We start from the raw sequence: 23554 nt of genomic DNA, 5'->3' as shown, positions 1-23554 counted from the left end.
GGGCTGGGCGAAGTGGACTTTTTTAGTTGGGAAACCACTGCTTGGCGGAGGGCAAAGATTGCTTTCATAGCACCAATGGGTGGGCAACGGCTGGAAAATGTTGGGCTATCCAGTTAGTTGCCGTGGGTGGGGAGGATTTGTCCATATTCCTGTTGAGAGACTAATTTTAGACTAGATCGACGTTGCATTCCCAACGGGGGGGCCACGGCCAAGGGAAGGTGTTCCTGGCCGGAACCAATGCAAAGCTGACCGGACCATCTTTGCCAAAGCCGTTGCCCCAAGGGCAAAAAGTTGGCGCGCACTGCGGAGCGATGGTCTGTTGTTAAGGCTTGTTGGCTAATCTCCATACCATTATAAGCTCCCACTAGGGCGAGGGTTAAGGGGGGTAAAATTACGGGGTAAGGATTCGAGTCGGGGTCATTCGCTTGATTTTCGTTGGGAAGTGATTCGGCGATCGCCTTGGGGGGGGGCTGGTCCACTCTATGTAATTGGCGAATAATCAACCGGGGTTGGGTGGGATTTTTACCCCAGAGATAAATGGCGGTGCCTACTACATCGACCCAGGGGTCTGGGCTTTGGCCCATGGTTCGGCGGGGGACATGATTTTGCAAACATTCGGCGATCGCCGTTAGATGGTTAAGAAGCATGGGAGAGAATGTTGGGGCTGGGCCAATGGGCCACCATTTCTCCGGTTGCTTCAGCAGGGCGGGCAACTGGGGGACAGTAAATCTCTCCGACAGGATGAGGGTCAATAGCCTTTGCCACAGTAATAGGGCTGGCTGAGCCTGGGCACCACCGACCCATTCAGGGCAATGATTCTGACAAAGATGGCACCAGTGGGATAAATCCTGCCTAAAGCCCAGGGGATTTTCGTGGTGGTAGAGGGCTAAAACAATTAACCAATTTATCAACTGGGGCGGAGTAAAAGTCGGCTCGCGGGATAAAGCATTTTGCCAAAATGTTTGCGGTAAAGAGGTTTGATAGGGGGAGGCCAATAAATTTCCCCAGGGTTCTTCCCATGGAGGCAAACTGTCTAGGCTTGGTTGACATTGCTTTTGGTCTTTTCCCCCCAGGGCCAGGAGTAAACAAGCTTGGAAACGGGAAAGGGGAGAAAGGGCCATGGTGGAGCGGTAATCTAAAACAGTATTAAGTATGGGAAATTTGTAGTTTGTCCATCGTTGATGATTTTGCCCACCCCCAAGGGGCCGCCATCGCTGCTCTGCGATCGCCATGGTTAGAAACTTTGCGAAAGCATCGGGCGATCGCCGTTATTCGTACGGATTCCCTCGACCTTAGTGTGCAATTGGCCAAGGTGGCCATCGAAGCAGGCATGGGGTTAGTGGAAATTACTTGGAACAGTGACCGGCCAGGGGACACCATTGCCCATCTGCGCCATCAATTCCCCCATTGTGCCATTGGTACAGGGACAGTGCTCTGCCAACAGGATTTGCTCCAGGCCATTGCCAGTGGGGCCCAATTTTGTTTTACCCCCCACAGTGAGCCGGAATTAATTACCAGCGCCGTTGCCCATGGCATACCGATTATTCCCGGTGCTTTTTCCCCCACAGAGATTGTCCAAGCCTGGCAGAAGGGCGCCACCGCCGTCAAAGTTTTCCCCATTAAAACCTTGGGGGGAGTGGACTATATTCAAGCCCTCCAGGGGCCCCTCGGGCAAATTCCCCTCATTCCCACCGGAGGGGTAACCCTAGAAAATGCCCAGGCTTTCCTGGCCGCCGGGGCGATCGCCGTTGGTCTATCCGGCCAGCTATTCCCGCCCCATTTAGTGGCAACCAAAGCCTGGACAGAAATTGGCGATCGAATCCGCACCTTGCTGAAGCAAATCCAGACCGCAAAGGCTTGTTAGTACAAAAAAACGATTGGACCCATGGCAAAAAGCCGGTCAGTCGGCAAAGTCCGCAGGTTTACACCGAATTTTCCATTTGAAAAGTAGTAAATCATACAGAAAACAATCATGTAAAAATTGAATACTCTAATGGTTTGATGTCCGAAAAAGTCTAGTTTCTTCTATTCTTCGACCAAATCTATGGCAAGGCACTATCACAGAGCTGGCTTAATAATTTGGGAGAAATGAGTGGCGGAGGACTTTCGTAGAACAATGTAGATTAAAGTACAAAATGTCTAATTCGATATTGTCTAAACTAAATGTGGGTGAGAGGAGTCCTGTTAATCGGACACATTCCTCGCGTATAGGGGCAGAAAAATCCTCTCTTTTTCGCTTTGTACGCCGTAAAATAAATTCCCCCTGGTTGGCCTGTGTTCCCTTAACGGCGCTGATTGTGGCGATCTGGAATGCTGCGGCGATCGCCCAAGATGTGGAGGTACTCGACATCACGGTGGTCAACGAGAGTGTAGCCACCCTCCAGGGAACCCTTAATGCCATCTGGATCTTGATAGCAGCCATTCTGGTCATTTTCATGAATGCAGGCTTCGGCATGCTAGAAACTGGCCTTTGCCGCCAGAAAAATGCCGTTAACATCCTGACTAAAAACCTGATTGTTTTTGCCTTGGCAACCATTGCTTACTGGGCGATCGGCTTTTCCTTGATGTTCGGCAGCAGTGGCAATCCCTTCTTTGGCTTCGGCGGATTTTTCCTAGCTGGTGACCACTCCAACTATGGATTAAGCCCCTTTCCCGAGGGCTTACCTGTGGCGGTGTTTTTCCTCTTCCAGGTTGCGTTCTCCGCCACCGCCGCCACCATTGTTTCCGGTGCTGTTGCTGAGCGGATTAAATTCAACGAATTTTTAATCTTCAGCGTTCTCTTAGTGGGTATTGCCTATCCCATTACCGGCCACTGGGTTTGGGATGCGGGCGGCTGGCTCTACACCATGGGTTTCATTGACTTTGCTGGTTCTACAGTGGTTCACTCCGTCGGAGGTTGGGCCGCCTTAGCTGGGGCATTCTTACTTGGGCCTCGTTTGGGTAAATTCGTCGATGGCCGCCCCGGTGCTATCCCCGGCCATAACATGGGTTTTGCCATGCTTGGTTGCTTAATTCTCTGGATCGGCTGGTTTGGTTTTAACCCTGGTTCCCAGTTAGCGGCGGATCAAGCCTGTGCTTACATTGCCGTCACCACTAACTTGGCCGCTTCTGCTGGTGGTATCACTGCCACGTTTACTTCCTGGCTCAAAGACGGTAAGCCCGATTTGACCATGGTAATCAACGGTGTTCTTGCTGGTCTGGTCGGCATTACCGCAGGCTGTGCCGGAGTATCCTACTGGAGTTCCGTAATCATTGGGGGCATTGCTGGCATCATTGTTGTCTATTCCGTTGCTTTCTTCGACAAAATCAAGATCGATGACCCGGTAGGTGCCCTTTCCGTTCACTTAGTTAATGGTATCTGGGGAACCCTAGCGGTAGGCTTATTTAACATGGAGAAAGGTTTGTTCTACGGCGGTGGCATTAACCAGTTAATCATCCAGATTATCGGTATTGCCACCATCGGAGCTTTCACTTCTATCTTCAGCTTTGCCGTATGGATTATTCTCAAACAAACCATGGGTATCCGGGTATCCGGCGAAGAAGAAATGATTGGTTTGGACATCGGCGAACATGGCATGGAGGCCTACACTGGCTTCGTTAAAGAAACCGACTCCTTTGGGGGAGCTGTTTCCAGTGCCGCTGTGTCTGAATAGCTCACTCTGGGTGGAAGGATAAATTTTATCCCTTCACCTATCGAAGACAAATTAATTTTCATCAAACTGGCAAAAAATAATAACTATCTCCAAGGGGGTCGGGTTCCAACCGCTCCCCTTTTGCTATTTGTTGGAAGAAATGGATAGTTAGTGGAAAAATTTCACCATCCAAAGAATGCCAAGTTACCGAAAATCGTGGTAAAGCCCCTAGCTTTAGCTATGGGGATATAAGGCGAGTGAGCCTAGCGAAGAAATCCTGTGCCCCAACAAAAAGTCTAAATGCGCCTGCCGAAAACCCAAAATTAAATCCCTTCCCCTTCTTCTAAGGATAAATTTTTTATTGGTGACGGGTGGGATTTGCCATTAGCTGAAGGTTGGGTATCATCAAAAACCACAAACAAATTACCGTTTCGTTTGGCTTCATACATGGCAGTATCGGCATAATCGATTAAACGTTCATAATCAAACTGGTCGTAATTGCTGATCACAACACCGATACTAGTGCTAACAAGCAATTGAATCCCCTCCACCGTTAACGGACGGGAGAATAGTCGATGAATGCGATCTGCACATTTTTTCGCATCATCGCCTGACTGGGTTGACTTCAAAACGATTATAAATTCATCTCCACTCAGTCGAGCAACCTGGTCACCTTCTCGCACACACTCCAGGAGGACTTCCGCTACCCGTTGTAGCACTTTATCTCCAAACAAATGCCCGAATCGATCATTAATGCTCTTAAATTTATTCAAGTCCAGCATCAGCAGTGCAAATACCTGATCACCATAGTTGTCTCCGGCATGGACATTCTGGTGTAGGTTTTCTAAAAAAAGAGCCAGGGAACGACGGTTAGGTAAACAAGTCAGACTGTCATGGTGAGATTCATAATAGAGTTGGTCATTAATGGTCGCAAGGGATGTTATGTCGTTTAATAACCAATAGAAACCATTAATTTCACCATTGTCATCTCTTTTTTGAGTGGCTTGAATATCCACACTGATGGAAATACTGCTTAGGGATTGGAGTTGCATTGACCAACAATAGGGCACCTGCCATTCACTCTGATCTTTAACTATATTTTCCAGATGGTTTTCGAGTAATGAAATTTGTTGTTGAGGTGCATAGTAAATAAAAGGTTTTCCCCTTAGGGATTCTCTATTGGTGTTAAGCAAACGACAGGCATTTTGGTTCGCATCTTGGATTTTTCCATGGCAATCAACAATTAAGTAATTTCCAGGTAACAGCTCTAATAATTTGTGGTAGGAATTTTCGAGGATTGACTTTTGTCGATAAATTTTTTTATAAATTTTCCACAATCGTTGCTGATCCTGTTTCAGATCTGCTGGTGAGTCAACCAGGGTTAAGTTACGGGGGCAGTCCTGTTTAATATCAGCAAAAATACCGATGGCCTTTTCTGCTCTCAAATCTTCGAGATAACCAGGATAAGCCGTGCTAGCTTCTTTTTGATCGGTGAAAGGACCAAAGTAATAGGTTACACAGGGAATAATTGTGTGTACCCTCACCCACCAATTCGTATTCAGATAATGTGAATTTGTTTGGGTATCTTGGTCGATAATTTCCCCTGAATCTTCTTGACGAACACGATATCTAAAATCATCAATCATGTCTGGCATTGTCCGAAGAATTCTTTCCTCAATGACCAATCTTTCTTCAATTACGCCGGTATAGTCATGGACAGAGGTAAATTCTAAATCTTCGTCTGTTCTAACTTTATGGCGATTAGGAATTGTGCTCAAAATCTTGGCTTTGAGTTGTTGACGAAAAGAGGGCAACGATAGGGCCATGACATAGGGGTGGTCACGGGGAAAGTCTATCAAAAACTGATCAATTTCTTGTTCCACCACCGCCAGAGTTTCGTTTACAAGATAGGAGGACATTGCATCACACCAATTATTAAACTGGCAATAGTTGTACGACCGAATGGCGGGAAACTCTAAAAAAGCCAACGTTATGACTGGGTCTGATGCTCCAAGAAGCTTTAAGGCTTGCCGTCGCCGCAAAGTTTCTAGACAGTTTTTGAAAATATTTTATCCGGACTTAATCCAGAATTCCTCACCCGGTAATGGTGTGTCTATCTCTAAAGAACCTTTGCTTTTTTACTCATTATTCCCCACACCCAACCTAGTAAAAATATTGCTTTTTGTCTGTACGATCATGCTCTTATCCTTAGCTTAACCCCGACGAAAACCAAGTAAACGAATATATTCATCTTGTACTAATTGGTAGCATTCACAGCTAGTTTTTTTAAGGGCATCGTAGTCTAACAAAGTTATTCTTCCCCGACGATAAGCAATCATGCCGGACTGTTGCAGAGAGTTCGCTGCAATGGTTACCCCCGATCGCCTAACTCCGAGCATATTGGCGACAAATTCTTGAGTGAGGGGGATTTCGTCCACTTGAACACAGTCATGGACGGACATTAACCAGCGGGCCAGACGTTCTTCAATTTTATGTTGACGATTGCAGGCGGCACTCTGGGAAATCTGGGTAAGTCTCGCTTGGGTATAGAGCAAAAAAATTCTTTGCAGTTGGGGAGACTGCTCAAACTCCTGCAACAGTATATGGGCACTTAGTTTCCACGCTTCCCCTGGCACCTGGACGATGACCTGACTTGTGGTCTGTTTTCCCCCTAGAATAATAGGCAATCCCACCATTCCTTCATTGCCAATTAAACCAATTTCTGTGGTGGAGCCATCCTCCATAATTGAAACAACGGAAATCATGGCTGTATTGGGAAAATAGGCAAATTCCATCACCTCATTGGGCTCGTATAGTACTGTGCCGGTCTTGTAAACAACTTTTTTGAGATGGGGAGTTAAACGTTTATAAGCTTCGACGGGGAGGAGTCCTAATAACTGATTTAATTTTATGGGGGGGTTATTGGTCATTGGCAATGCAATTAATTAAAAATGGCATCTCAATTCACTAACAATCATAAAGGTTGTATGCCAAAACCTCTTAGATTCATTTGAATTAAAATGCTTATGGCTCCTTGTCTCCCAAAGCTTGGGAAAATTTACTCTGCACGATAAGCTGATCTCTTTATAGAGTAAGGATTGCGCGCAAACGGGACGCCGGGCAGGCCCAAACCAAAAGCTTATCTTCAGAACTACATTCTTATCTGTACGAAACAGGACTTTAGGGGAATTTATTAATAGAAAATTTTCCAGTCATAGTCAATATCAAGGTAATTTAGTCTCGATTTCAACCTTTTTACTCTGTAATTCATAAATTCTTTAATCCGATTTATTGAAAATAATTAATTGTCTACAGCTACGATTATGGCGATCGCCAAAACTTGATAGCTTGTGCCGATTTTATTTTTTCGGTAACTAAGTATCTTTATTCGACTTGATATAAAACAAAATTCTACAGTGATAAATACTGAATTTATTAGCGTTTTTTCTGTCTGTGTTGTGTCCGGTTCCACTGTGGGGGGCGATCGCCAAGGATGGAATAGTCAGCAATTTTCCAACAATGGACAACATAAATTGTTAGTTAAAAAATATTGGCATTAAAATATTTTCATTAACTCTCACTAGTCTCTTCCTCAAAAGCGATAAAGCTGTGGCCAGTTTTGGCATCAACGAGGGAATTACGATGTTTTTCGTAGGGGACTAGAGTGGAGATCGGTTACTTAAAAATAACGGGGTGACGAAGTTCTTCCGCTGGATATGCTCACCGTAGGAAGACAATTGGTCCGAGTGGTTGATGCTACCAATGCAAAACCTTAATTAGGTAATTAGATTTTAAAACCGCATAAATTCATAATTTCTATCTGATCGTATCTCTGCCAATGATCATAGTGTTAACGCATTACAAAAATGATCGGAGAATTAATGGAGTTTTCCCCTGGTCAGGATGGATAGCGGTGCAAATTTGTCATCACTTCTTCGCGCTTTTGCGTCCATCCGTCGGATCTTGTTCGGTTTTACGCCTAAGGGGGAAAGGAAAATCGGCTTACCATCAGGGGGAGAGGCCACACCAACACTGCTGAGTCTGTTAAATTGCAGTGGCAAAAAGTTTGCTATCTCCTTGCCCCTTTCAGATCTCCATCGCCCGCTATTACCGTTGTTGATTTTCCCTACCTAAAAATCTGGTTCCCGTGAATGAAGTTTGCCTAAAGTTGAGTGATTTGTTTGTGTCTTCCGGTTGGGGAGGATATGACCGGGGGCGGGCTCCCCAGTGGGCCCATCCCAAAGCCCAGCAACAATGGTTTGGGGCGATCGCCGCTTTGGAGCCATTTTTAAGGCAGACTTTACCCAATGTCAATGTAGGGGGGGAATTACCGGGAATTTGTTTGGCTGGCCCCGCTCCGGTGCTCAAAGATGCGGTGCTGGTGCGAAATTTTTACCAAGGCATTGCCACTTCCTGGGAGGAGTTTTCCCCTTGGCCCTGTTTAGTTGGTGAGGAATCTGAATGGAGTCCAACCCCTCCCATGCGGGAAATTCCCCTGTTTCCCCAGGATCCCTTGGCGGAAGAACAATTTTGCTGGCTGATGACCCCCCAATTTGGTTTGTTATTGCTGTTGGGTAAGAATGAGCAGGGTTTAGCCCAGTTTTACTGGAGTTTTGACCCGGAGATTTTGCAACAAGCTTGGTTTAGTCTCCAGACTCGTCTCAAGTACGGACTAGGCTCTGACCTGCCCCTCTTACAAAAAGCCATAGCGGCCTTTAATTTTCCCCAGCCCGATTTCCGTTTGGTGACTTACTTCGGGCAGTTAATGCTGGACTATCAGCCCAATCTCCATAATCTTTCCCCACTGCAGGAACAGGAAGCGGCGGAACCATCCCCAGACGTGGAACTGCTCCAAGCTTTAACCCATGAGGTGCGCACTCCCCTAACTAGTATTCGCACCCTGACCAAGTTGTTGTTGCGTCGTAAAGATCTTTCCCCAGAAGTGCTCAAACGGATTGAATCCATTGACCGGGAGTGTAGTGATCAAATCAGCCGCATGGATCTGATTTTCCGAGCCACGGAATTGGAGTCAACGCCCCTGCCAGAATTGGTGGTGCCCCTGACAGTCACGTCCCTAGAAGCAGTGTTTCAAGCCGGGATTCCCCGCTGGCAAAAACAGGCCCAACGCTACAACGTTAATTTACAAGCCCAAATTCCCCATTCCTTGCCCCAGGTGTGGAGTAACCCCAGTTTGTTGGACCAGGTGTTGGGGGGCATGATTGAAAAATTTGTGCGGAATTTCAACGGAGGCGGAGAAATTCATTTAAAAATCACCACCGCCGGGGACCAATTAAAGGTGCAGTTCCATACCCAGTCGGTGCACCAAGCCAATCCCGTCAAGGCCCTAGGGGAATTGCTCATGTTCCAGCCGGAAACAGGTTGCCTGAGTTTAAATTGGGACGTGACCAAAAACCTTTTTCAACTACTGGGGGGTAAGTTGATCGTGCGGCGGCGATCGCCATCGGAGGAGGTGCTGACCATTTACCTCAAATGTGAGCAGAGGACTGTGCCCATAGCCAACTATGGTAAGGCATTCACCGTAGTCTGAGTTCTAAACCCAGAGTTTTAATGACCTGAAAATCGTCGGCGTAACCCCGGGAGTATAAAAATCCAAAGGCTAATGGCGATCGCCCCAGCCCCGATGGCCACTAAACCGGGTATGAGCCGAGACTGCCAAAATCGTTGCCTGGCCGCCGTCGTTAACTTACCTGTTTCCCAATAAACCCAATCATCCCCCAGGTCACTAGCTAGGTTACGGTTCCCCGATAGCAGCAGCACAATGCCATTACCCGTTGCTGGATTAACCCGCAAAGTGTGGTTCAGGGCAGGTACATTCCCCCCGTCATGGCCCACAACATGGCCCCCATTGTCCGTGGTTTGGTATAGCATCATGCCCAAACCCCAAGTTCCCTTGGTGCCTGGCTGTGGTTCCGCCATGGCGTTGAGAGTCTCGGTGCTTAGGACAGGATTCCCTTGCAGATGGGCTTGGGCAAATTTAACCATGTCAGCCAAACTGGCATAAAGAGAAGCCGCCCCCGTAGCAGTGAAATGGCGGGGAGGACTGGGTTGTAAATCTTCAGTAAAACTAGTGGCTAAATCGTCCGCCTGGCCCTGGGTAACAATGGTTTGCCAATCAAAATTGGCCCCGGTCATACCCAACGGGTTAAGGACTTGTGTCTGCATAAATTCAGCAAAGGACTTTCCCGTTACCTCTTCCACCAATAATTGCAGAACGGTATAACCGCCACCGGAATAGCTAAACTCTTTTCCTGGTGGATAAACGGCTTCCACTCCCCTTGGTTCCCCAAAGGCCACATCGTTTGTTAGGGTCAAGGACTGTTCCAGGGTTTGCAATGGTTGCCCCGGCAAAAATCCCCCATAGCCAAAATGATCGTTCTGTCCACCGGTATGGCTCAACAGTTGGGCAATGGTTACCTCTGCTCGGTAAGGGCTATCAGCGGGAAACTGCCAACGCTGAAGGTAGGGCAACACTGGGTCGTCCAAATTAATCTGTCCTATTTCCACCAATTTCATTACCCCCCAGGCGGTGACCAGTTTACTTACGGAAGCCATTTGGTAGAGGGTATTTTCGGGTTTAATGGGGGAACGGGAATCAACATTCTCCACACCCACCGTATGTACGGTCTCTACTTTTCTATTCTGGATCAGGGCTAGGGCAGCACTGCCTAATTCCTTACCCTCCCCTTGGTTAAGGCGATCGGCCAAATATTGGTTAAGGGAAGCTCGATCGCCAGGAGTCAGGGGAGGATGGGAAAACCAAATACTTTCTCCCCATAACACTGTCCCCACTAATAAACTCCAGATTAGAAGGGAGGTAATGCCAACTACAACCTTTTTCAAGCTTTTGTTTTGCCCAAGTTAGCTTTGTGGTCAATTTGGAATTATAGCGAGAAATTCCTGGGGTTTTGCTAAGATCCAATCAGGTTTCCCTTTGCCTAGTCCCATACATCAGCCCAATCAACCATGACTACTCATTTCATCACTGCGGAAATTGACCTCCAGGAAAATCCCCTAGAACTGCAACGGGAAATTGAAGCGGAGTTGGCCAAACGGGGTGATCCCCTGCGGTGGGCGGTGACAGCGGTGGACAAAGAGCAACAAAAAGCCCAGGTGGAGGCGGTGGTCACAGTAACAGCGGTGCAGGAAGTCTAGAAGTTTAAATTTCACCAGTTCCAGTCTTTTACGGTTACTTTGAGTTATAACGTCACTTTAATCATTCCCACTGGGGTGGGGGCGGCCATTGGTGGTTACGCTGGGGATGCTTTGCCGATCGCCAGGGCCATGGCTCTAGTGTGTGATCGCCTAATTACCCATCCCAATGTATTGAACGGGGCTCAACTTTATTACCCCATACCTAATGCTCTTTATGTGGAAGGTTATGCCCTAGACCGCTTTGCCCAGGGGGATTGGGGTCTCGCACCAGGGCATCAAAATGCCATTGGGCTGATTTTGGACCAGGGCATTGAGGAAGATTTGCGCTGGCGACATTTGCAGGTGGCGGACGGAGCCAGGGCCACCCTCGGTTTAACTCTGACGGATTATGTTGTTACGGATGAACCCCTGGGGGTAGAGTTGCGACTATCGGCCTCGGGGACGAGTTGGGGGACCATTGCCAATCCAGAAAGCTTATTGCGGGCGGCGGATAAGTTATTGACCCAGACCAAGGCCCAGGCGATCGCCGTTATTGCTCGCTTTCCCGACGACGTGGGCAGTCAAGTGCTAGCTGATTATCGCCATGGCCGGGGAGTGGATCCCTTGGCGGGGGCCGAAGCAGTCATTTCCCATTTGGTGGTGCGGCAGTTTCAGGTGCCCTGTGCCCATGCTCCAGCGTTGAGTCCCCTACCCCTGGATCCAGAGATTTCTCCCCGGTCGGCGGCAGAGGAATTGGGCTACACCTTTTTACCCTGTGTGTTGATGGGGCTGAGTCGGGCTCCCCACTACCAGAGATTTCCCGGCACCGATGGCCAAACCCTCTGGAGTCGGGACGTGAATGCGGTGGTTGTGCCCGCCAGTGCCTGCGGTGGTTCGGCCCTGATGAGTTTTAGCCAAACTTCTACCCGCATCATTGCGGTGGAAAATAACTCCACCCAACTAGAAGTCTATGCCGAAGACCTAGGCATTTCTGTGGTTAGGGTAAACTCTTATTTAGAGGCGATCGGTGTGCTGTGTGCAGACCGTGCAGGCATTAACCTTGATTGTTTCCAACCGGATTTTCCCCTTCTTCACCGCCTACCCTGAGTATCTGTGTCTCCATCTAATAGTCCTTCCGAAATGGAACCCCTGAACCGTACCCAAATTTTGGGGGTGATGGGATTCACAGCGGTGTTACTGCTGATCATTGCTAAGCTTTGGCAATGGTGGGGGGATGTAACCCTGTTAAGGATAAGTTTAAATGCTCCGGATGCCTTAATAGGAGTAGGTTTAGCGGTGGCCATTATCCTGGCCAGTGGATTAATTTACCGACTTTGGCCTGCCTATCGAGCCAGTGCCGATGTCTATCTCGCCTTTGTCATTAAACCCTTGGTGTGGGCTGACCTACTCTGGTTGGGACTGTTGCCCGGCCTCAGTGAAGAATTACTATTTCGGGGAGTGATGTTATCGGCCCTGGGGGCTGGGGGGTTGGCCGTGGTGGTTTCCAGTTTAGTTTTTGGCGTACTGCACCTGAGCAGTGCTGAGCAGTGGCCCTATGTGGTTTGGGCGACAGTGGTGGGTTTGGTGCTGGGCTACGGGGCGATCGCCAGCGGTAATTTACTGGTGCCCATTGTGGCCCACATTCTCACCAACTGGGTTTCCAGTGCCCTCTGGAAATTCAACCATCGCCAAGGATAATCTGAATACGGCCCAGGTTGATTCCGCTTAGTGCCTTACCCAACGGGACTGCTAGCCCAATTAACGTCCCGGTTGGGAGTCTAGTCCCATTGCCCGATCGCCAAAGGATCGGGTTATAATGGCAGGGAAGTAACTACCGCGTTGGTGACTGCCAACAACGTTTTTTGATCTATGCTTGAAAAATAAGGGTGTCTCTGTGCATTCTGCGTGGCAGTAGACCGGGCTCGTACCCGGAAACGAAAACGGGAATTGATGACTCCCCCCTGGTTACACCAGGTCATAAACTGAGGTAAAACGGCGTGGTGGTGCTTCTTCTCAGCTTTTCAGGTTTTTGCTTGCTCTTACATCTGGTTTGAGCTAGATTGTCTTAATTTTTTTGTCATCCCACATACGTTCCCACCCTAAGCAAGGGATTCCGGCAGTATCTCCGGCGGATCCTGGGGCTCAGGTTCACTGAGATCAGTTTTTCCAGCCCGCACATCATCAACCACTTTCTTGATCACACTGGCGATCGGGACTGCCAGCAGTACCCCCAGCAAACCGGCTATTTCTGCCCCGACAAAGATTGAAATCAAGATCCAGACCGGATTTAAGCCAATTTTATCCCCCATTAATTTGGGTGCCACACCGTTGTCGGTGATTTGATCAATAACAATGGCACTGACGAAAAATTTCACTGCCACTACCCAACCATTTAAAACTAAAACCACAGTGCCAATAAAGGTTACCACCGCCCCAGCAAAGGGAATCAAACTGGCCAAACCCAAACTAAAGGCGAAAAGAATACTGTAGGGAATGCCTAAAGCGGCAAAAACCACCAAGCGAGCTAGGCTAGACCCCGACGCCAGAATTAAACGACTAATAAAATAATCCCGGAAAATTTCACTGGCATATTGGGGAATTTTTTTCTCCCAGGGAGAGGGTAACCAACTCAGAATTCCTTGCCAAAAACCATCCCCCCCCACTAATAAAAAAATAGTTAACACCAAGATCACTAGAGTATCCACCACGCCCCCAATGGTTTCGGTCAATACTTTCAGACTAATTTGCCCAATGCGGTCCAATTCTTTACTCAAGGCAATGTAGGTCTTTTGCAATAGGTCATCAATATTGATCCCCATGCCATCGAGGGTTAGGGCGAAAGTAGAGTTGCGCAAATTATCTAAATGGTCTTTACTGGCACTGAGCCAATGGGGAATATCCTGGGAAAGATTACTCAATTGACTGGCCATTAAAGGGATTATCGTAATTCCCCCCAGGGCGATCAGTGCAAAACTGATGGTAATGACCGCAAAAATTGCCAACCGTTTACCAATACCCTTGCTAACTAAAAAACCAATGGTTAACTTGAGCAAGAAAGTTACTAAGGTCGCAATAATGATGTAGTCAAAGAGGTCACGGAAACGATCAATGATCAGAGTTAACAAAACCCCATTCAAAAAGAGGATGGGGAAAACGAGCGTAATCTTGAGCCAACTTGGTAGAGATTTAATTAACTCTGTCATTATCAACAACCAACAAAGGGAAAGATTAAAATAACAATTACACAACGGCAATAGTCGGACAAAATTAATTAATCAAACTTAACTACCTGGTTAACAATGCTGTTCCGCCTAGGCTCTCTTTTGGCGCCATCCATCGGTCACCTGTTTACATTTCCATGGCTTGGTAGGTATAAAACTGTTTCATTACCCCAATGGTTTGAAACTCGTAGGTAGGGAAAGGATCCGGCAGAGCTAGGGTGGTTTCATAAATGCTAAACAACAAAAAGTTTTGCTGATTAGTGGTTTGGGCGATGACTTGCTTAATTTGCGGTTGCCCCGCATCCACCAAGGTTTTGCAATAACTCTGCACGAAGCCGCCGAAATCCGCCGGTGCTTTAGGACAAATCTCGGTTTTCAGATAGGTGCTGAGGGTCTCTACGGCATAGTCTTCATAGTCCGGCTTACCAGGATTGCCGATCGCCATCAGGGCTCCACCAGCTAATACCATCATCCCCCCGACTACCACAAAAACCGAAAACACTTTCATTAGGGATGCACGCTCCCATCCGGCATAATTGTTTTCGCTAAGTTTATACTGCTGATGTGACTATTTTGAAAACTGACATTACGCAAATCGGCCCCCTGCAAACAGGCATCGACTAGATTGGCTCCCCGCAGTATTGCCCCCGCTAATAGAGTCTTGCGCAGGGAAGCATAGTCAAAATTAGCATTTTGGAAATTAGTCCCCTGAAAAACAGCGCTCCGCAGAGCACACCCCGCAAAGTTAATCTGATTACCGGCCAGGTTAGCTTTGAGACTGATTTCCGATAGGTTAATCAAACTGAGGTTAACTTCCTTCATCAATGCCCTCGCCAAATTTGCTCCCTTCAAGTTAGCTTGACTAAGGTCGGCTCTCTGTAAAAAAGCTTCCTCCACTTTACCGTGACGCAATTGTGACTGACTTAGATCCGCCTTATAGAAGCTGGCGTGGTCGAAGTTGGCTTTGCGAAAGTCTCCTCCGTCTAGATCAGCCCGGCTAAAATTTGCCTGAGCTAAATCGATACGGCTAAGATCCGCCCCACTCAAATCCGCCCTGGCAAAGTTCACCCCCTCAAGGACCGCCCCCTGGAAATTAGTTTCCACTAGGTTAGCCCCCTCCAGATTAGTGCGAATCAGTTTAGCTTGTTTGAGTTTGGCATAGGCTAAATTGGCTCCCCTGAGGTTGCAGTCGGTGAAGTCCACCCAAGTTAGGTCTGAGTGGCTCAAATCTATGCCAGTTAAGTCTGCTCGACAGAACCTCACCCCCATCAGGCGGGCATGGCTGAGGTCAGTGCGGCGCAGTTGGGCTCGGGAAAAGTTACTGCCACTGAAATTGCCATACTCCAGCAGGGCCCGATTGAGGATGATATCGGGTAAATCGGACTGGATTAGGTCGGCGTGGTGTAGGGTAATGCAACTAAAGTCCCTGGTGCCTTGACCATATTGCCAAAGAAGTTGCTCGGTTTCCATTGTTTCCTGACGTGTGGTGGGAGTGGAAAGCAAAACTGCGGCTAGGCATAAACCAGCCCTATCGACATAGTGCCCAAAAAAGTTAACCTACTGATGCCCATAGCGGAAAAGTAATGGCTCCCGGAGGGGGAGGTGGCAACATTGTATTTTGCCCCCCAAGGGCGGTCAGCAAATTACCGATAGTCCTCCGGATTCTTTTACTTTTTTACCGGCCAATGGTTTGGCTAGGGGGAGTTTTTAACCCGTTCTAAGCGGCACCGGCGGTCCAGTGCAGATAGGGGAGTTTTTGGGCCGTGGCGACAATTTGATTGCGGTTTTGCACCAGTTGCCCACAGGTGTCCCATTGGCCATCCAGCAGCATTTGCTGGGCTCCGTCGGAAAGCACAATGGCAAAATTTTGCTTGCCGTAGGTCACGGAAGCGGTGGTTAAATCTAAACTCACTGGCAAATTAGGAGCCGCTGTGATGGCTTGCTGTAAATCAGTAACCTGTTGATGGGAGGCGGTGACACAGGGCACCCCATTGGCCAAACAATTTCCTAAAAAGATTTCGGCAAAACTTTCCCCGATGATGGCTTTGATGCCCCATTTGATAATGGCTTGGGGGGCGTGCTCCCGACTAGAGCCACAGCCGAAGTTACGGTTGACCACCAAAATAGTTGCCTGTTGGTATTGCGGTAGGTCAAAGGGATGATTTCCCCCCTGTTGTTGGCGATCGTCAGCAAAGACATGTTCCCCCAGTCCGTCAAAGGTGACGCACCGCAAAAAGCGGGCAGGAATGATGCGGTCGGTGTCGATGTCGTCCCCCACTAGGGGCAGGGCCTTACCCTGGATTTCTTTAACTTGGCTCATGGTCTTCGGTAACGGTGTGGCAGTTAATCGCTATCTTAGCAGGGGCATTGCGATGTTTTAAGATGGCGTTGATGAAGCCGCCAAAGAGGGGATGGGCTTGGTTGGGACGGGAATGAAATTCGGGATGAAATTGACAGGCAATGAAAAAGGGATGGTGGGGATATTCAATGATTTCCACTAGGCGGCCGTCGGGGGAGGTGCCACTGACGACAAAGCCAGTATCGGTGAATTGGTTGCGGTATGAGTTATTAAATTCATAACGGTGGCGGTGGCGTTCGTAGACTACTTCCTTCTGGTAGAGGGAAAAAGCGAGGGTGTCTGGGGCAATGCGACAGGGGTAGAGACCCAAACGCATGGTTCCCCCCAGGTCCACCACGTCCTGTTGTTCAGGCAAGAGGTTAATGACCGGATTGGGGGTTTCCGTTTCAAATTCGGCACTGTTGGCCTCCGGCAATTTGGCTACGTTCCTAGCCCATTCGATGACAGAGCACTGCATACCCAAACAAAGCCCCAAAAAGGGCAGTTGATTTTCCCGGGCATACTCGATCGCCTGAACTTTGCCGTCCACGCCCCGAATGCCAAAACCGCCGGGCACCAATACTCCGTCAACTTCTTTCAGGAAAGTGGCTGCTCCCTGGGCTTCAATTTCTTCCGCACTGACCCAACGCAGGTTAAGTTTGCTGTCACTGGCGATCGCCGCATGGCCCAGGGCTTCCACCACAGATAGATAGGCATCGCTGAGTTGAACATATTTACCCACCAACGCCACAGTAATTTCATGGTGGGGAGACTGCATTTTTTCCACCAGGGATTGCCATTGGGACAGATCGGGCGATCGATTTTCCATTCTGAGCAACTCTAGGGCCTGGTGGGCTAATCCTTCTTTTTCCAGGATTAACGGTACCTCATAGATACTGCTGGCATCCTGGCAAGTAATCACCGATTCCACCGGTACGTCACAGAATTCCGATAACTTTTCCTTCATGCCCGGATGTAAAGGGCGATCGCAACGACAAACCAAAACATCCGGCTGAATACCGATGGAACGCAACTCCTTAACCGAGTGTTGGGTGGGCTTGGTTTTCATTTCCTTGGCGGCGGGAATCCAGGGAATGAGCGTAACGTGCATGTAAATAACGTTATGACGACCCACCTCCTTGCGGAACTGACGGATCGCTTCCAAAAAGGGGAGGGATTCAATGTCCCCCACGGTGCCCCCAATTTCTGTGATCACCACATCGGGATTGGTATTTTGGGCTACCCGGAGAATTCTTTCTTTAATTTCGTTGGTGATGTGGGGAATAACCTGCACCGTGCCCCCCATGTAGGCTCCCCGTCGTTCCTTATTAATCACCGCCTGGTAAATGGAACCGGTGGTAACACTATTGAGGCGAGACATGGAAGTATCGGTAAAGCGCTCGTAATGTCCCAGGTCTAAATCCGTTTCTGCCCCATCTTCGGTGACAAAGACCTCCCCATGTTGAAAGGGACTCATGGTGCCGGGGTCCACGTTGATGTAGGGGTCGAGCTTGAGGATGGAAACGGAATAATGGCGGGATTTCAGTAACCGTCCTAGACTAGCGGCCACAATGCCTTTACCAATGCTGGATACCACCCCTCCAGTCACAAAAACAAACTTCGACATTGGCCAAACTTCCTCAAATTGCGCTTAAATCCCCGCCCATTCTACCGGAGATGTTAGCCTGGGGATCCAAGAAAGCGGTGGGGAATGCCCATGACTCCGATTACTGTTTGAGCGCCATTCACCAAATTTTTGCCATAGTTAACTCAAAGCCAACTAGTTCTGGCTCAGCACTTACAGTTAGTGGATTGTCTAAAATTTCCGGGTCTTGATGGGGACGATAAACATGGACTTGATGATTTTGACGATCAATTAACCAAGCTAATCTAGTTCCATTAGCAATATACTCATCCATTTTCTTCTGCAGGCTGGATAGGGTGTCACTTGATGAGCGTAACTCGACGACAAAATCTGGACAAATGGGAGCAAAAGAAGCCTTTTGTTTGTTGGTCAATTGATTCCATTTTGTCAGTTTAATCCAGGCCACATCAGGGGAACGGATCGCACCATTAGGCAAAGTAAAACCTGAACTAGAATCAAAACCAAGCCCTGTTCCATCTTGTTCGATCCATTTCCAGAGTTGGGCGGCAAGGTTAAAATTCCGATTGCCTGTATCCGAGAAGGCGGGGGGCATAATAATTACTTCTCCCTTGGCAGTACGTTCGATGCGCAGACCGCGGTTTGCTAAACAAAATTCATAAAATTGTTGCTCTGTCATCGATACGATTGATGGAAAATCAATTGTTAAGGGTTCAGAACTTATTTGCACAAGCAACCTTGTCATGGCTTACATCCGCCGGAAACACAATAAATCAAATGAAAAAATAATTAAATGTAATAAATTGAAACAAAGTTAGAGCTAATTGACTAAAATTTCAATCTTGCGCTAATCTAAGTTGACTATTGACTTAACTCAAGGGCAATATCATTATTTTTTGTCTTTGATAGTCAGATTTTCAAACATTAACATTTATCACTCAAGCAAGTCCAATTTTGTCAGAATGGCCTAGTTTTAGAGGTTTTGTCATGACCGATCGCCTTTCCCTTTTGCTTTCCTGGCTCCGACAGCGGACGGAATTAGGCCAGCTTGCCCCGGAGATTCTGGAGGCGATCGCCAGCCAATTAATTGAATTTTCCTTAGCTAAAGGGGAAAGTCTACCGAAGGATAGGGATAAGGGAACGGACTTGTACATTCTTGGCCAAGGACAGTTGGAGTCCAGTGCCAGAAAATTTTGTCTATTACCGGGGGCAATCATTAATCTAGAGGCATTCATGATTGATACTCCCCTAGAACAGGATTTAGTTGCCCTTACTGACTGTCAATTATGGTATTTACCGGGGCAAAAAATGCGGCAATTGCTCCAGGATTATCCCCAGATAACCCAGGCGTTTTCCCAGCAGTTAGTGCAAGAACTCAGGGAACTGAATGCCCAATTATTCTTTGAGCAGGAAAAACAGAAGATTTTGCGCCCCTACCTCGTCCCCGCCGCTAAGCGGGCCATTATGGGCAAAAGTCGCTACGCCCAAAAGCTCCGGGAGCAAATTAAAACGGTATCAACAGATCAAAAGCCAGTGTTGCTATTCGGGGAGCCGGGGCTGGAAAAGGATAACACCGCCGCCCTCATTCATTTTGGCTCAGCCCAAGCCCAAAGGTCAGCCATGGTGAAAGTCAACTGTGCTTTGCTATCCGCCAGTGGCCAAGAGCTTTTTGGCACTAATCAGGGTAAATCTGGAATTTTAGAAGCCTTGGGTCAGGGCACCTTGCTGTTGAACAATATCCAGGAATTGCACCCCCAACTTTTACCGGCGATCGCCAATTTAATTTGTGAAGGTATTTACCAACCTGTGGTCACCGTAGGGGAAGCAGAACCCACTTTTCGCCATAGTCAAGCCAAGGTAATAGCCATTGCTGAAAACATCATCCCTAAGCTTACGCCCCTCTTTGCCAACACCATTAAAATCCCCCCTTTACGGGTGAGAAAAGCAGATATTGAAGATTATGTTGACTATTATCTAAGTATAATTTGTCGCTCCAAAGGCATCGAAGTTCCCACCTTAGCACCGGAGGCCCTGCGCCGCTTGCAAGCCTACGATTTTCCTAATAATGTTCGGGAATTAAATAATCTGGTGGAGCGGGCGGTGACCCAGTTACAAGGGGAAAAAGTAATTACCGAGGAAATTATTTGGCCCTCCCAAAGTAAGAAACAATTATTTCGCCTTAATTTACTCAATCGTTACCCTAAGTTTAGACAATTTTTACGTAGTGCTTGGTGGCCCGATCGCCTTAATTATGGATTTACCGTCTTTGCTTTTCCCCTTATTGTTGCCATTTTATTTCTAGGGCCGCAAACGAGGGATCAAAATTTTGCTTTGAATTTATTTTGGGCTTGGTGGTGGCCTCTGGTGTTATTGGGATTTCTCTTTGTCGGTAGGCTTTGGTGTGCTGTTTGTCCCTTTATGATTTATGGAGAAATTACCCAAAAACTATCCCTGTGGCTCTGGCCTAGAAAACTAAAAAAATGGCCAAGACAGGCGGCGGAAAATTGGGGTGGTTGGTTTCTTTTTGCCCTTTTTGCCCTAATTTTACTCTGGGAAGAACTTTGGGATTTGGAAAATACTGCTTACCTTTCTGCTTGGTTATTGCTTTTAATTACGGGAGGGGCCATGGTTTGCTCCGTGATTTTTGAGCAAAGATTTTGGTGTCGTTACCTCTGTCCCATTGGCGGCATGAACGGCATGTTTGCCAAATTAGCTATTACGGAATTGCGGGCCCAACAGGGAACTTGTTCGGCGGAATGTACTACCTACCAATGCTACAAAGGAGGCCCTGCCAAAGGAGAAGGGCAAGCTACTGAAGGCTGTCCCTTGGGCACCCACCCGGCCCAACTAACGGATAATCGGGATTGTGTACTATGTATGACTTGCTTAAAAGCCTGTCCCCATCGTTCAGTGGAATTTAATTTACGTCCCCCGGCGATCGCCATTGTTACGACCCATACTGTGCGCTCCTACGAAGTTGCATTATTGTTATTACTTCTTAATAGCGTTTTACTGAGGAGATTACCGGAATTTATCGAAGTATGGCATTTGCCACCAGCGGGTACATTCATTAACCATGGTTTGCTCTCCCTCGGCTTGCTATTTTTACCAGCTTTACTGCCACTGATAGCTTACTTTTTGATTCCCACTCCTAAAGTTGGGCAAAAAATTCCTTTTATTAACTTGGCCTACGGTTTATTGCCCCTCACTTTAGCGGCCAACTTGGCCCATTATCTCAACCTGGGCTTGGGGGAAGCAGGGCAGGTGTTGACCCTAGTACCAAAAACGTTCCACTGGTCTTTGCCCTTTGATTTACCGATGTTAGTAGCGGATCCGGCGGCGATCGCCTTTTTGCAAGGTCTGCTTCTTTTAGCGGGGGTGCTTTGGTCAATTTTTCTCAGTCAACAATTGAGTAAACAATCCTTTTTTAACCTTCTCCCCCACCACGGCACCGTTGTCGGTTTAATGCTGATCTTTTGGACTGTTATTGTTTGAATAGTTTAAAAATTTTTGAACTTGATCCGCATCGTTAATGGGGCGATCGGGGGAAATAATACCATCTGATATTGCTTTCCCTGCCGATGTCAGTTTTATTCAATTAGGATTTTTTTTGATATCCTCCATTCGATGGCGATTGGTAATATACCCCTGAACCTTGGTCCGGTATAAAATGGCACGCCCAATAGGATTTAAAAAAAGCTTTCCAGATTGGCTCATTGGAATAGCGATAATACTCCCCTAAAATGGGCTTGATGGCTTCAGTCGCTCGACGTAGTTTGTAGTGGGGCATATTCAAGAAAATATGGTGGGCAACGTGGGTGCCGATGTCATGGTGAATGGCATTAATGAAACCGTAGTCCCGGTCAATGGTGGAGAGGGCACCTTTGAGAAAATACCAATCATCACCGCGATACCAGGGGATATCGTCTTCGGTGTGATGCAAAAATGTGACCAGATCCAGCCACACCACAAATACGATGTAGGGGGCAACATAAAATTTCAGCAAAAATAGCCAACCAAATTGGAAGCTTAAAAAGCCGAGGAAGCCGACAAAAGTTGCGAGCAAAAGACTACTGGTGAGAACAGCCCATTTTTCTCCGGGACGAAATAGGGGACTGTTGGGCATGAAATGGGAGCCTTCCCGATCTGGCGATCGCCGAAATAGATAGATGGGGTAGGCAATCAGGGGCAAATAAAAACGTAACAGCTTTTCATACCAGGCCATTTGGTTATATTTTTGCTCCGACACTGGATACCAACTTTCGTCGGTGTCGATATTGCCCGTGTTGGCATGGTGAGTGCGGTGACTAATGCGCCAGCCGTGGTAGGGAACCAAAATTGGCGTGTGGCTGAGGTGGCCAATCCAATTGTTCAGTGTTTTTGATTTAGAGAAGGAACCATGGCCACAATCATGACCCACCACAAACAGGGACCAGAAAAGGGTCCCCTGGATCAGCCAAAAAATGGGATAGAAGAACCAGGAATCAAGATAGGCCGCTAGGGCATAAAATCCGGCAATTAAACCAACATCCAAAAAAAAGTAGCCCAGGGAGCGGACCACCGATGGCTCGAAACAATCCGCTGGGATGGCGCTTCTGAGCTCTTGGAGGGTGAAGGGTAATTCTTCAGTTTTGAGGAAAGGAAGTTTTGTTTGAGGCGAGGTAATTTCTAGACGCACGTATTTATCTTAAGGGCCGTGATGGCAAAACAATCCTATGATTCTAGCCTAAATGTTAAAAAATGTTAAAAAATTGATCCCCACTAGAGACGCAGATTTAGGGGCGAGGTCAATCTTGACCACCACAGAAGGCAATGCAAGGAAAACATCCGATTCAAATTTGTGTAGGGATAAGGAGGTTAAAGCATCTAAATTTACACAAATACATGAGCTCGATAATTGTTATTAACCACAGTGTCGAAGTTTTAAGTCAGCAGTGGCATGGGAGCATGCCTAACTTCTACGGCGCTAATCTCTCTTTTTGCCATTGGCCATCAACTAAATTAAATTGCAAGCGGTCATGGAGACGACTAGGACGACCTTGCCAAAATTCGATGCGATGGGGAATGACTCGAAATCCTCCCCAATGCGGTGGTCGGGGGATAGATTGGCCAGCATAATGCTTTTCCCAACGGGCTAAATCGTCTTCCAAAACCTGGCGATCGCCGACAATTTGACTTTGAGGAGAAGCCCAGGCGCCCAATTGGGAAGCACGAGGTCGGGAATCAAAATAGGCATCGGATTCTGCTGGATCAATTTTTTCCACCCGGCCATCCACCCGCACCTGTCTCTCCAGGGCCGCCCACCAAAATACTAATCCGGCCCAGGGATGGGCTGTTAATTGTTGCCCCTTCGCACTCTGATAGTTAGTGTAAAAAACGAAGCCCCGCTCATCCAAGCCCTTGAGCAACACCATACGTCCTACCGGATGGCCTTCCGGGGAAAGGGTACTCAGGGTCATAGCATTGGGTTCTGGCAACTCAGCGGCGATCGCCTGTTGAAGCCAGGTATGGAATTGGGCAAAGGGATGGTCTGCCACCTCTGCCTCCGTTAAACCTCCCTGGGTATAGTTCAAGCGCAAATTCGCAAGGGAAACCCCATCCATAATGC

At 47.8% G+C, this 23554-nt stretch carries 19 protein-coding genes and 1 other RNA gene; 8 read left to right on the top strand and 12 right to left on the bottom strand.

Translation table 11 applies throughout. The annotated features are described in order from the left end of the window. Positions 1-113: 113 nt before the first annotated feature. Positions 114-1121 (bottom strand): hypothetical protein, encoded by a 1008-nt coding sequence (locus tag IQ217_RS01930; RefSeq protein ID WP_194018708.1) that lies wholly within the window; start codon positions 1119-1121, stop codon positions 114-116. 47 nt (positions 1122-1168) lie between these two features. Between IQ217_RS01930 and IQ217_RS01925 the strand changes: the two genes are divergently transcribed. Beyond that, complete coding sequence (locus tag IQ217_RS01925; protein WP_228024029.1) at positions 1169-1864, top strand: bifunctional 4-hydroxy-2-oxoglutarate aldolase/2-dehydro-3-deoxy-phosphogluconate aldolase; 696 nt, start codon at positions 1169-1171, stop codon at positions 1862-1864. A gap of 271 nt (positions 1865-2135) precedes the next feature. After that, the gene (locus tag IQ217_RS01920; protein WP_190596602.1) at positions 2136-3653 is read left to right on the top strand and encodes an ammonium transporter; all 1518 of its coding nucleotides are present in this window, start codon (positions 2136-2138) and stop codon (positions 3651-3653) included. 302 nt (positions 3654-3955) lie between these two features. On the opposite strand, the gene IQ217_RS01915 is transcribed toward IQ217_RS01920, so the two are convergent. Then, entirely contained in the window at positions 3956-5551 is a 1596-nt protein-coding gene (locus IQ217_RS01915; protein WP_194018707.1) for a diguanylate cyclase domain-containing protein, read from the bottom strand. Between the two features lie 294 nt (positions 5552-5845). After that, the gene (locus IQ217_RS01910; RefSeq protein WP_194018706.1) at positions 5846-6562 is read right to left on the bottom strand and encodes a Crp/Fnr family transcriptional regulator; all 717 of its coding nucleotides are present in this window, start codon (positions 6560-6562) and stop codon (positions 5846-5848) included. 1217 nt (positions 6563-7779) lie between these two features. On the opposite strand from IQ217_RS01910, the gene hik34 reads away from it, so the two are divergent. After that, entirely contained in the window at positions 7780-9180 is a 1401-nt protein-coding gene (gene hik34 / locus IQ217_RS01905; RefSeq protein ID WP_194018705.1) for a two-component system sensor histidine kinase Hik34, read from the top strand. Positions 9181-9197: 17 nt separating this feature from the next. Here hik34 and IQ217_RS01900 read toward each other — a convergent pair whose 3' ends face one another. Then, positions 9198-10493: a serine hydrolase domain-containing protein gene (locus tag IQ217_RS01900; RefSeq protein ID WP_228024030.1), complete on the bottom strand. Its 1296-nt coding sequence runs from the start codon at positions 10491-10493 to the stop codon at positions 9198-9200. 123 nt (positions 10494-10616) lie between these two features. Here IQ217_RS01900 and IQ217_RS01895 point away from each other — a divergent pair, with 123 nt between their 5' ends. The 4 genes from IQ217_RS01895 to ssrS all read left to right on the top strand — a co-directional run bounded on the left by IQ217_RS01895 (position 10617) and on the right by ssrS (position 12795). Beyond that, positions 10617-10805: a hypothetical protein gene (locus tag IQ217_RS01895; RefSeq protein ID WP_194015796.1), complete on the top strand. Its 189-nt coding sequence runs from the start codon at positions 10617-10619 to the stop codon at positions 10803-10805. Between the two features lie 39 nt (positions 10806-10844). After that, positions 10845-11891, top strand: coding sequence for a DUF3326 domain-containing protein (locus IQ217_RS01890; RefSeq protein ID WP_190598431.1), 1047 nt, complete (start codon positions 10845-10847; stop codon positions 11889-11891). Between the two features lie 6 nt (positions 11892-11897). Then, a complete protein-coding gene (locus IQ217_RS01885) occupies positions 11898-12482 on the top strand; it encodes a CPBP family glutamic-type intramembrane protease (protein WP_190598430.1) in 585 nt (194 codons plus the stop codon). Between the two features lie 127 nt (positions 12483-12609). Then, positions 12610-12795: non-coding RNA, 6S RNA (gene ssrS / locus IQ217_RS01880), on the top strand. 88 nt (positions 12796-12883) lie between these two features. Here ssrS and IQ217_RS01875 read toward each other — a convergent pair. The 6 genes from IQ217_RS01875 to IQ217_RS01850 form a co-directional block, all read right to left on the bottom strand. After that, on the bottom strand, positions 12884-13987 hold the full coding sequence (locus IQ217_RS01875; protein WP_194018704.1) for an AI-2E family transporter: 1104 nt from the start codon (positions 13985-13987) through the stop codon (positions 12884-12886). A gap of 145 nt (positions 13988-14132) precedes the next feature. Then, complete coding sequence (locus tag IQ217_RS01870) at positions 14133-14513, bottom strand: DUF4359 domain-containing protein (protein WP_194018703.1); 381 nt, start codon at positions 14511-14513, stop codon at positions 14133-14135. Next, positions 14513-15475, bottom strand: a complete 963-nt coding sequence (locus tag IQ217_RS01865) for a pentapeptide repeat-containing protein (protein WP_194018702.1) — start codon at positions 15473-15475, stop codon at positions 14513-14515. Before IQ217_RS01865 ends, IQ217_RS01870 begins: the two co-directional genes overlap by 1 nt. 247 nt (positions 15476-15722) lie before the next feature. After that, complete coding sequence (gene leuD, locus IQ217_RS01860) at positions 15723-16325, bottom strand: 3-isopropylmalate dehydratase small subunit (protein WP_194018701.1); 603 nt, start codon at positions 16323-16325, stop codon at positions 15723-15725. Further along, on the bottom strand, positions 16312-17970 hold the full coding sequence (pyrG, locus tag IQ217_RS01855) for a glutamine hydrolyzing CTP synthase (RefSeq protein ID WP_190598425.1): 1659 nt from the start codon (positions 17968-17970) through the stop codon (positions 16312-16314). Before pyrG ends, leuD begins: the two co-directional genes overlap by 14 nt. Before the next feature lie 118 nt (positions 17971-18088). Then, positions 18089-18625, bottom strand: a complete 537-nt coding sequence (locus IQ217_RS01850) for a Uma2 family endonuclease (protein ID WP_228016650.1) — start codon at positions 18623-18625, stop codon at positions 18089-18091. Positions 18626-18933: 308 nt separating this feature from the next. Here IQ217_RS01850 and IQ217_RS01845 point away from each other — a divergent pair, with 308 nt between their 5' ends. Then, positions 18934-21441, top strand: a complete 2508-nt coding sequence (locus tag IQ217_RS01845) for an AAA-type ATPase lid domain-containing protein (RefSeq protein ID WP_194018700.1) — start codon at positions 18934-18936, stop codon at positions 21439-21441. A 103-nt stretch (positions 21442-21544) separates the two neighbouring features. Here the strand turns inward: IQ217_RS01845 and IQ217_RS01840 are convergent, their stop codons facing one another. Beyond that, a complete protein-coding gene (locus IQ217_RS01840) occupies positions 21545-22624 on the bottom strand; it encodes a fatty acid desaturase (protein ID WP_194018699.1) in 1080 nt (359 codons plus the stop codon). Positions 22625-22904: 280 nt separating this feature from the next. After that, the gene (gene pdxH, locus IQ217_RS01835; protein WP_194018712.1) at positions 22905-23549 is read right to left on the bottom strand and encodes a pyridoxamine 5'-phosphate oxidase; all 645 of its coding nucleotides are present in this window, start codon (positions 23547-23549) and stop codon (positions 22905-22907) included. Positions 23550-23554 lie beyond the last annotated feature (5 nt).

The organism is Synechocystis salina LEGE 00031 (assembly GCF_015207985.1).
Taxonomy (GTDB): domain Bacteria; phylum Cyanobacteriota; class Cyanobacteriia; order Cyanobacteriales; family Microcystaceae; genus Synechocystis; species Synechocystis salina.
Note: the sequence above shows the minus strand (reverse complement) of the source record. Positions and strands in the feature narration are given on the sequence as shown.

Excerpts from the sequence above, each read along its gene's own strand:
- IQ217_RS01930 (WP_194018708.1), bottom strand. The coding sequence starts at position 1,121 with ATGGCCCTTTCTCCCCTTTCCCGTTTCCAAGCTTGTTTACTCCTGGCC.
- IQ217_RS01920 (WP_190596602.1), top strand. The coding sequence starts at position 2,136 with ATGTCTAATTCGATATTGTCTAAACTAAATGTGGGTGAGAGGAGTCCT.
- IQ217_RS01915 (WP_194018707.1), bottom strand. The coding sequence starts at position 5,551 with ATGTCCTCCTATCTTGTAAACGAAACTCTGGCGGTGGTGGAACAAGAA.
- IQ217_RS01910 (WP_194018706.1), bottom strand. The coding sequence starts at position 6,562 with ATGACCAATAACCCCCCCATAAAATTAAATCAGTTATTAGGACTCCTC.
- IQ217_RS01895 (WP_194015796.1), top strand. The coding sequence starts at position 10,617 with ATGACTACTCATTTCATCACTGCGGAAATTGACCTCCAGGAAAATCCC.
- IQ217_RS01875 (WP_194018704.1), bottom strand. The coding sequence starts at position 13,987 with ATGACAGAGTTAATTAAATCTCTACCAAGTTGGCTCAAGATTACGCTC.
- IQ217_RS01870 (WP_194018703.1), bottom strand. The coding sequence starts at position 14,513 with ATGAAAGTGTTTTCGGTTTTTGTGGTAGTCGGGGGGATGATGGTATTA.
- IQ217_RS01865 (WP_194018702.1), bottom strand. The coding sequence starts at position 15,475 with ATGGAAACCGAGCAACTTCTTTGGCAATATGGTCAAGGCACCAGGGAC.
- leuD (WP_194018701.1), bottom strand. The coding sequence starts at position 16,325 with ATGAGCCAAGTTAAAGAAATCCAGGGTAAGGCCCTGCCCCTAGTGGGG.
- pyrG (WP_190598425.1), bottom strand. The coding sequence starts at position 17,970 with ATGTCGAAGTTTGTTTTTGTGACTGGAGGGGTGGTATCCAGCATTGGT.
- IQ217_RS01850 (WP_228016650.1), bottom strand. The coding sequence starts at position 18,625 with ATGACAGAGCAACAATTTTATGAATTTTGTTTAGCAAACCGCGGTCTG.
- IQ217_RS01845 (WP_194018700.1), top strand. The coding sequence starts at position 18,934 with ATGACCGATCGCCTTTCCCTTTTGCTTTCCTGGCTCCGACAGCGGACG.
- pdxH (WP_194018712.1), bottom strand. The coding sequence starts at position 23,549 with ATGGATGGGGTTTCCCTTGCGAATTTGCGCTTGAACTATACCCAGGGA.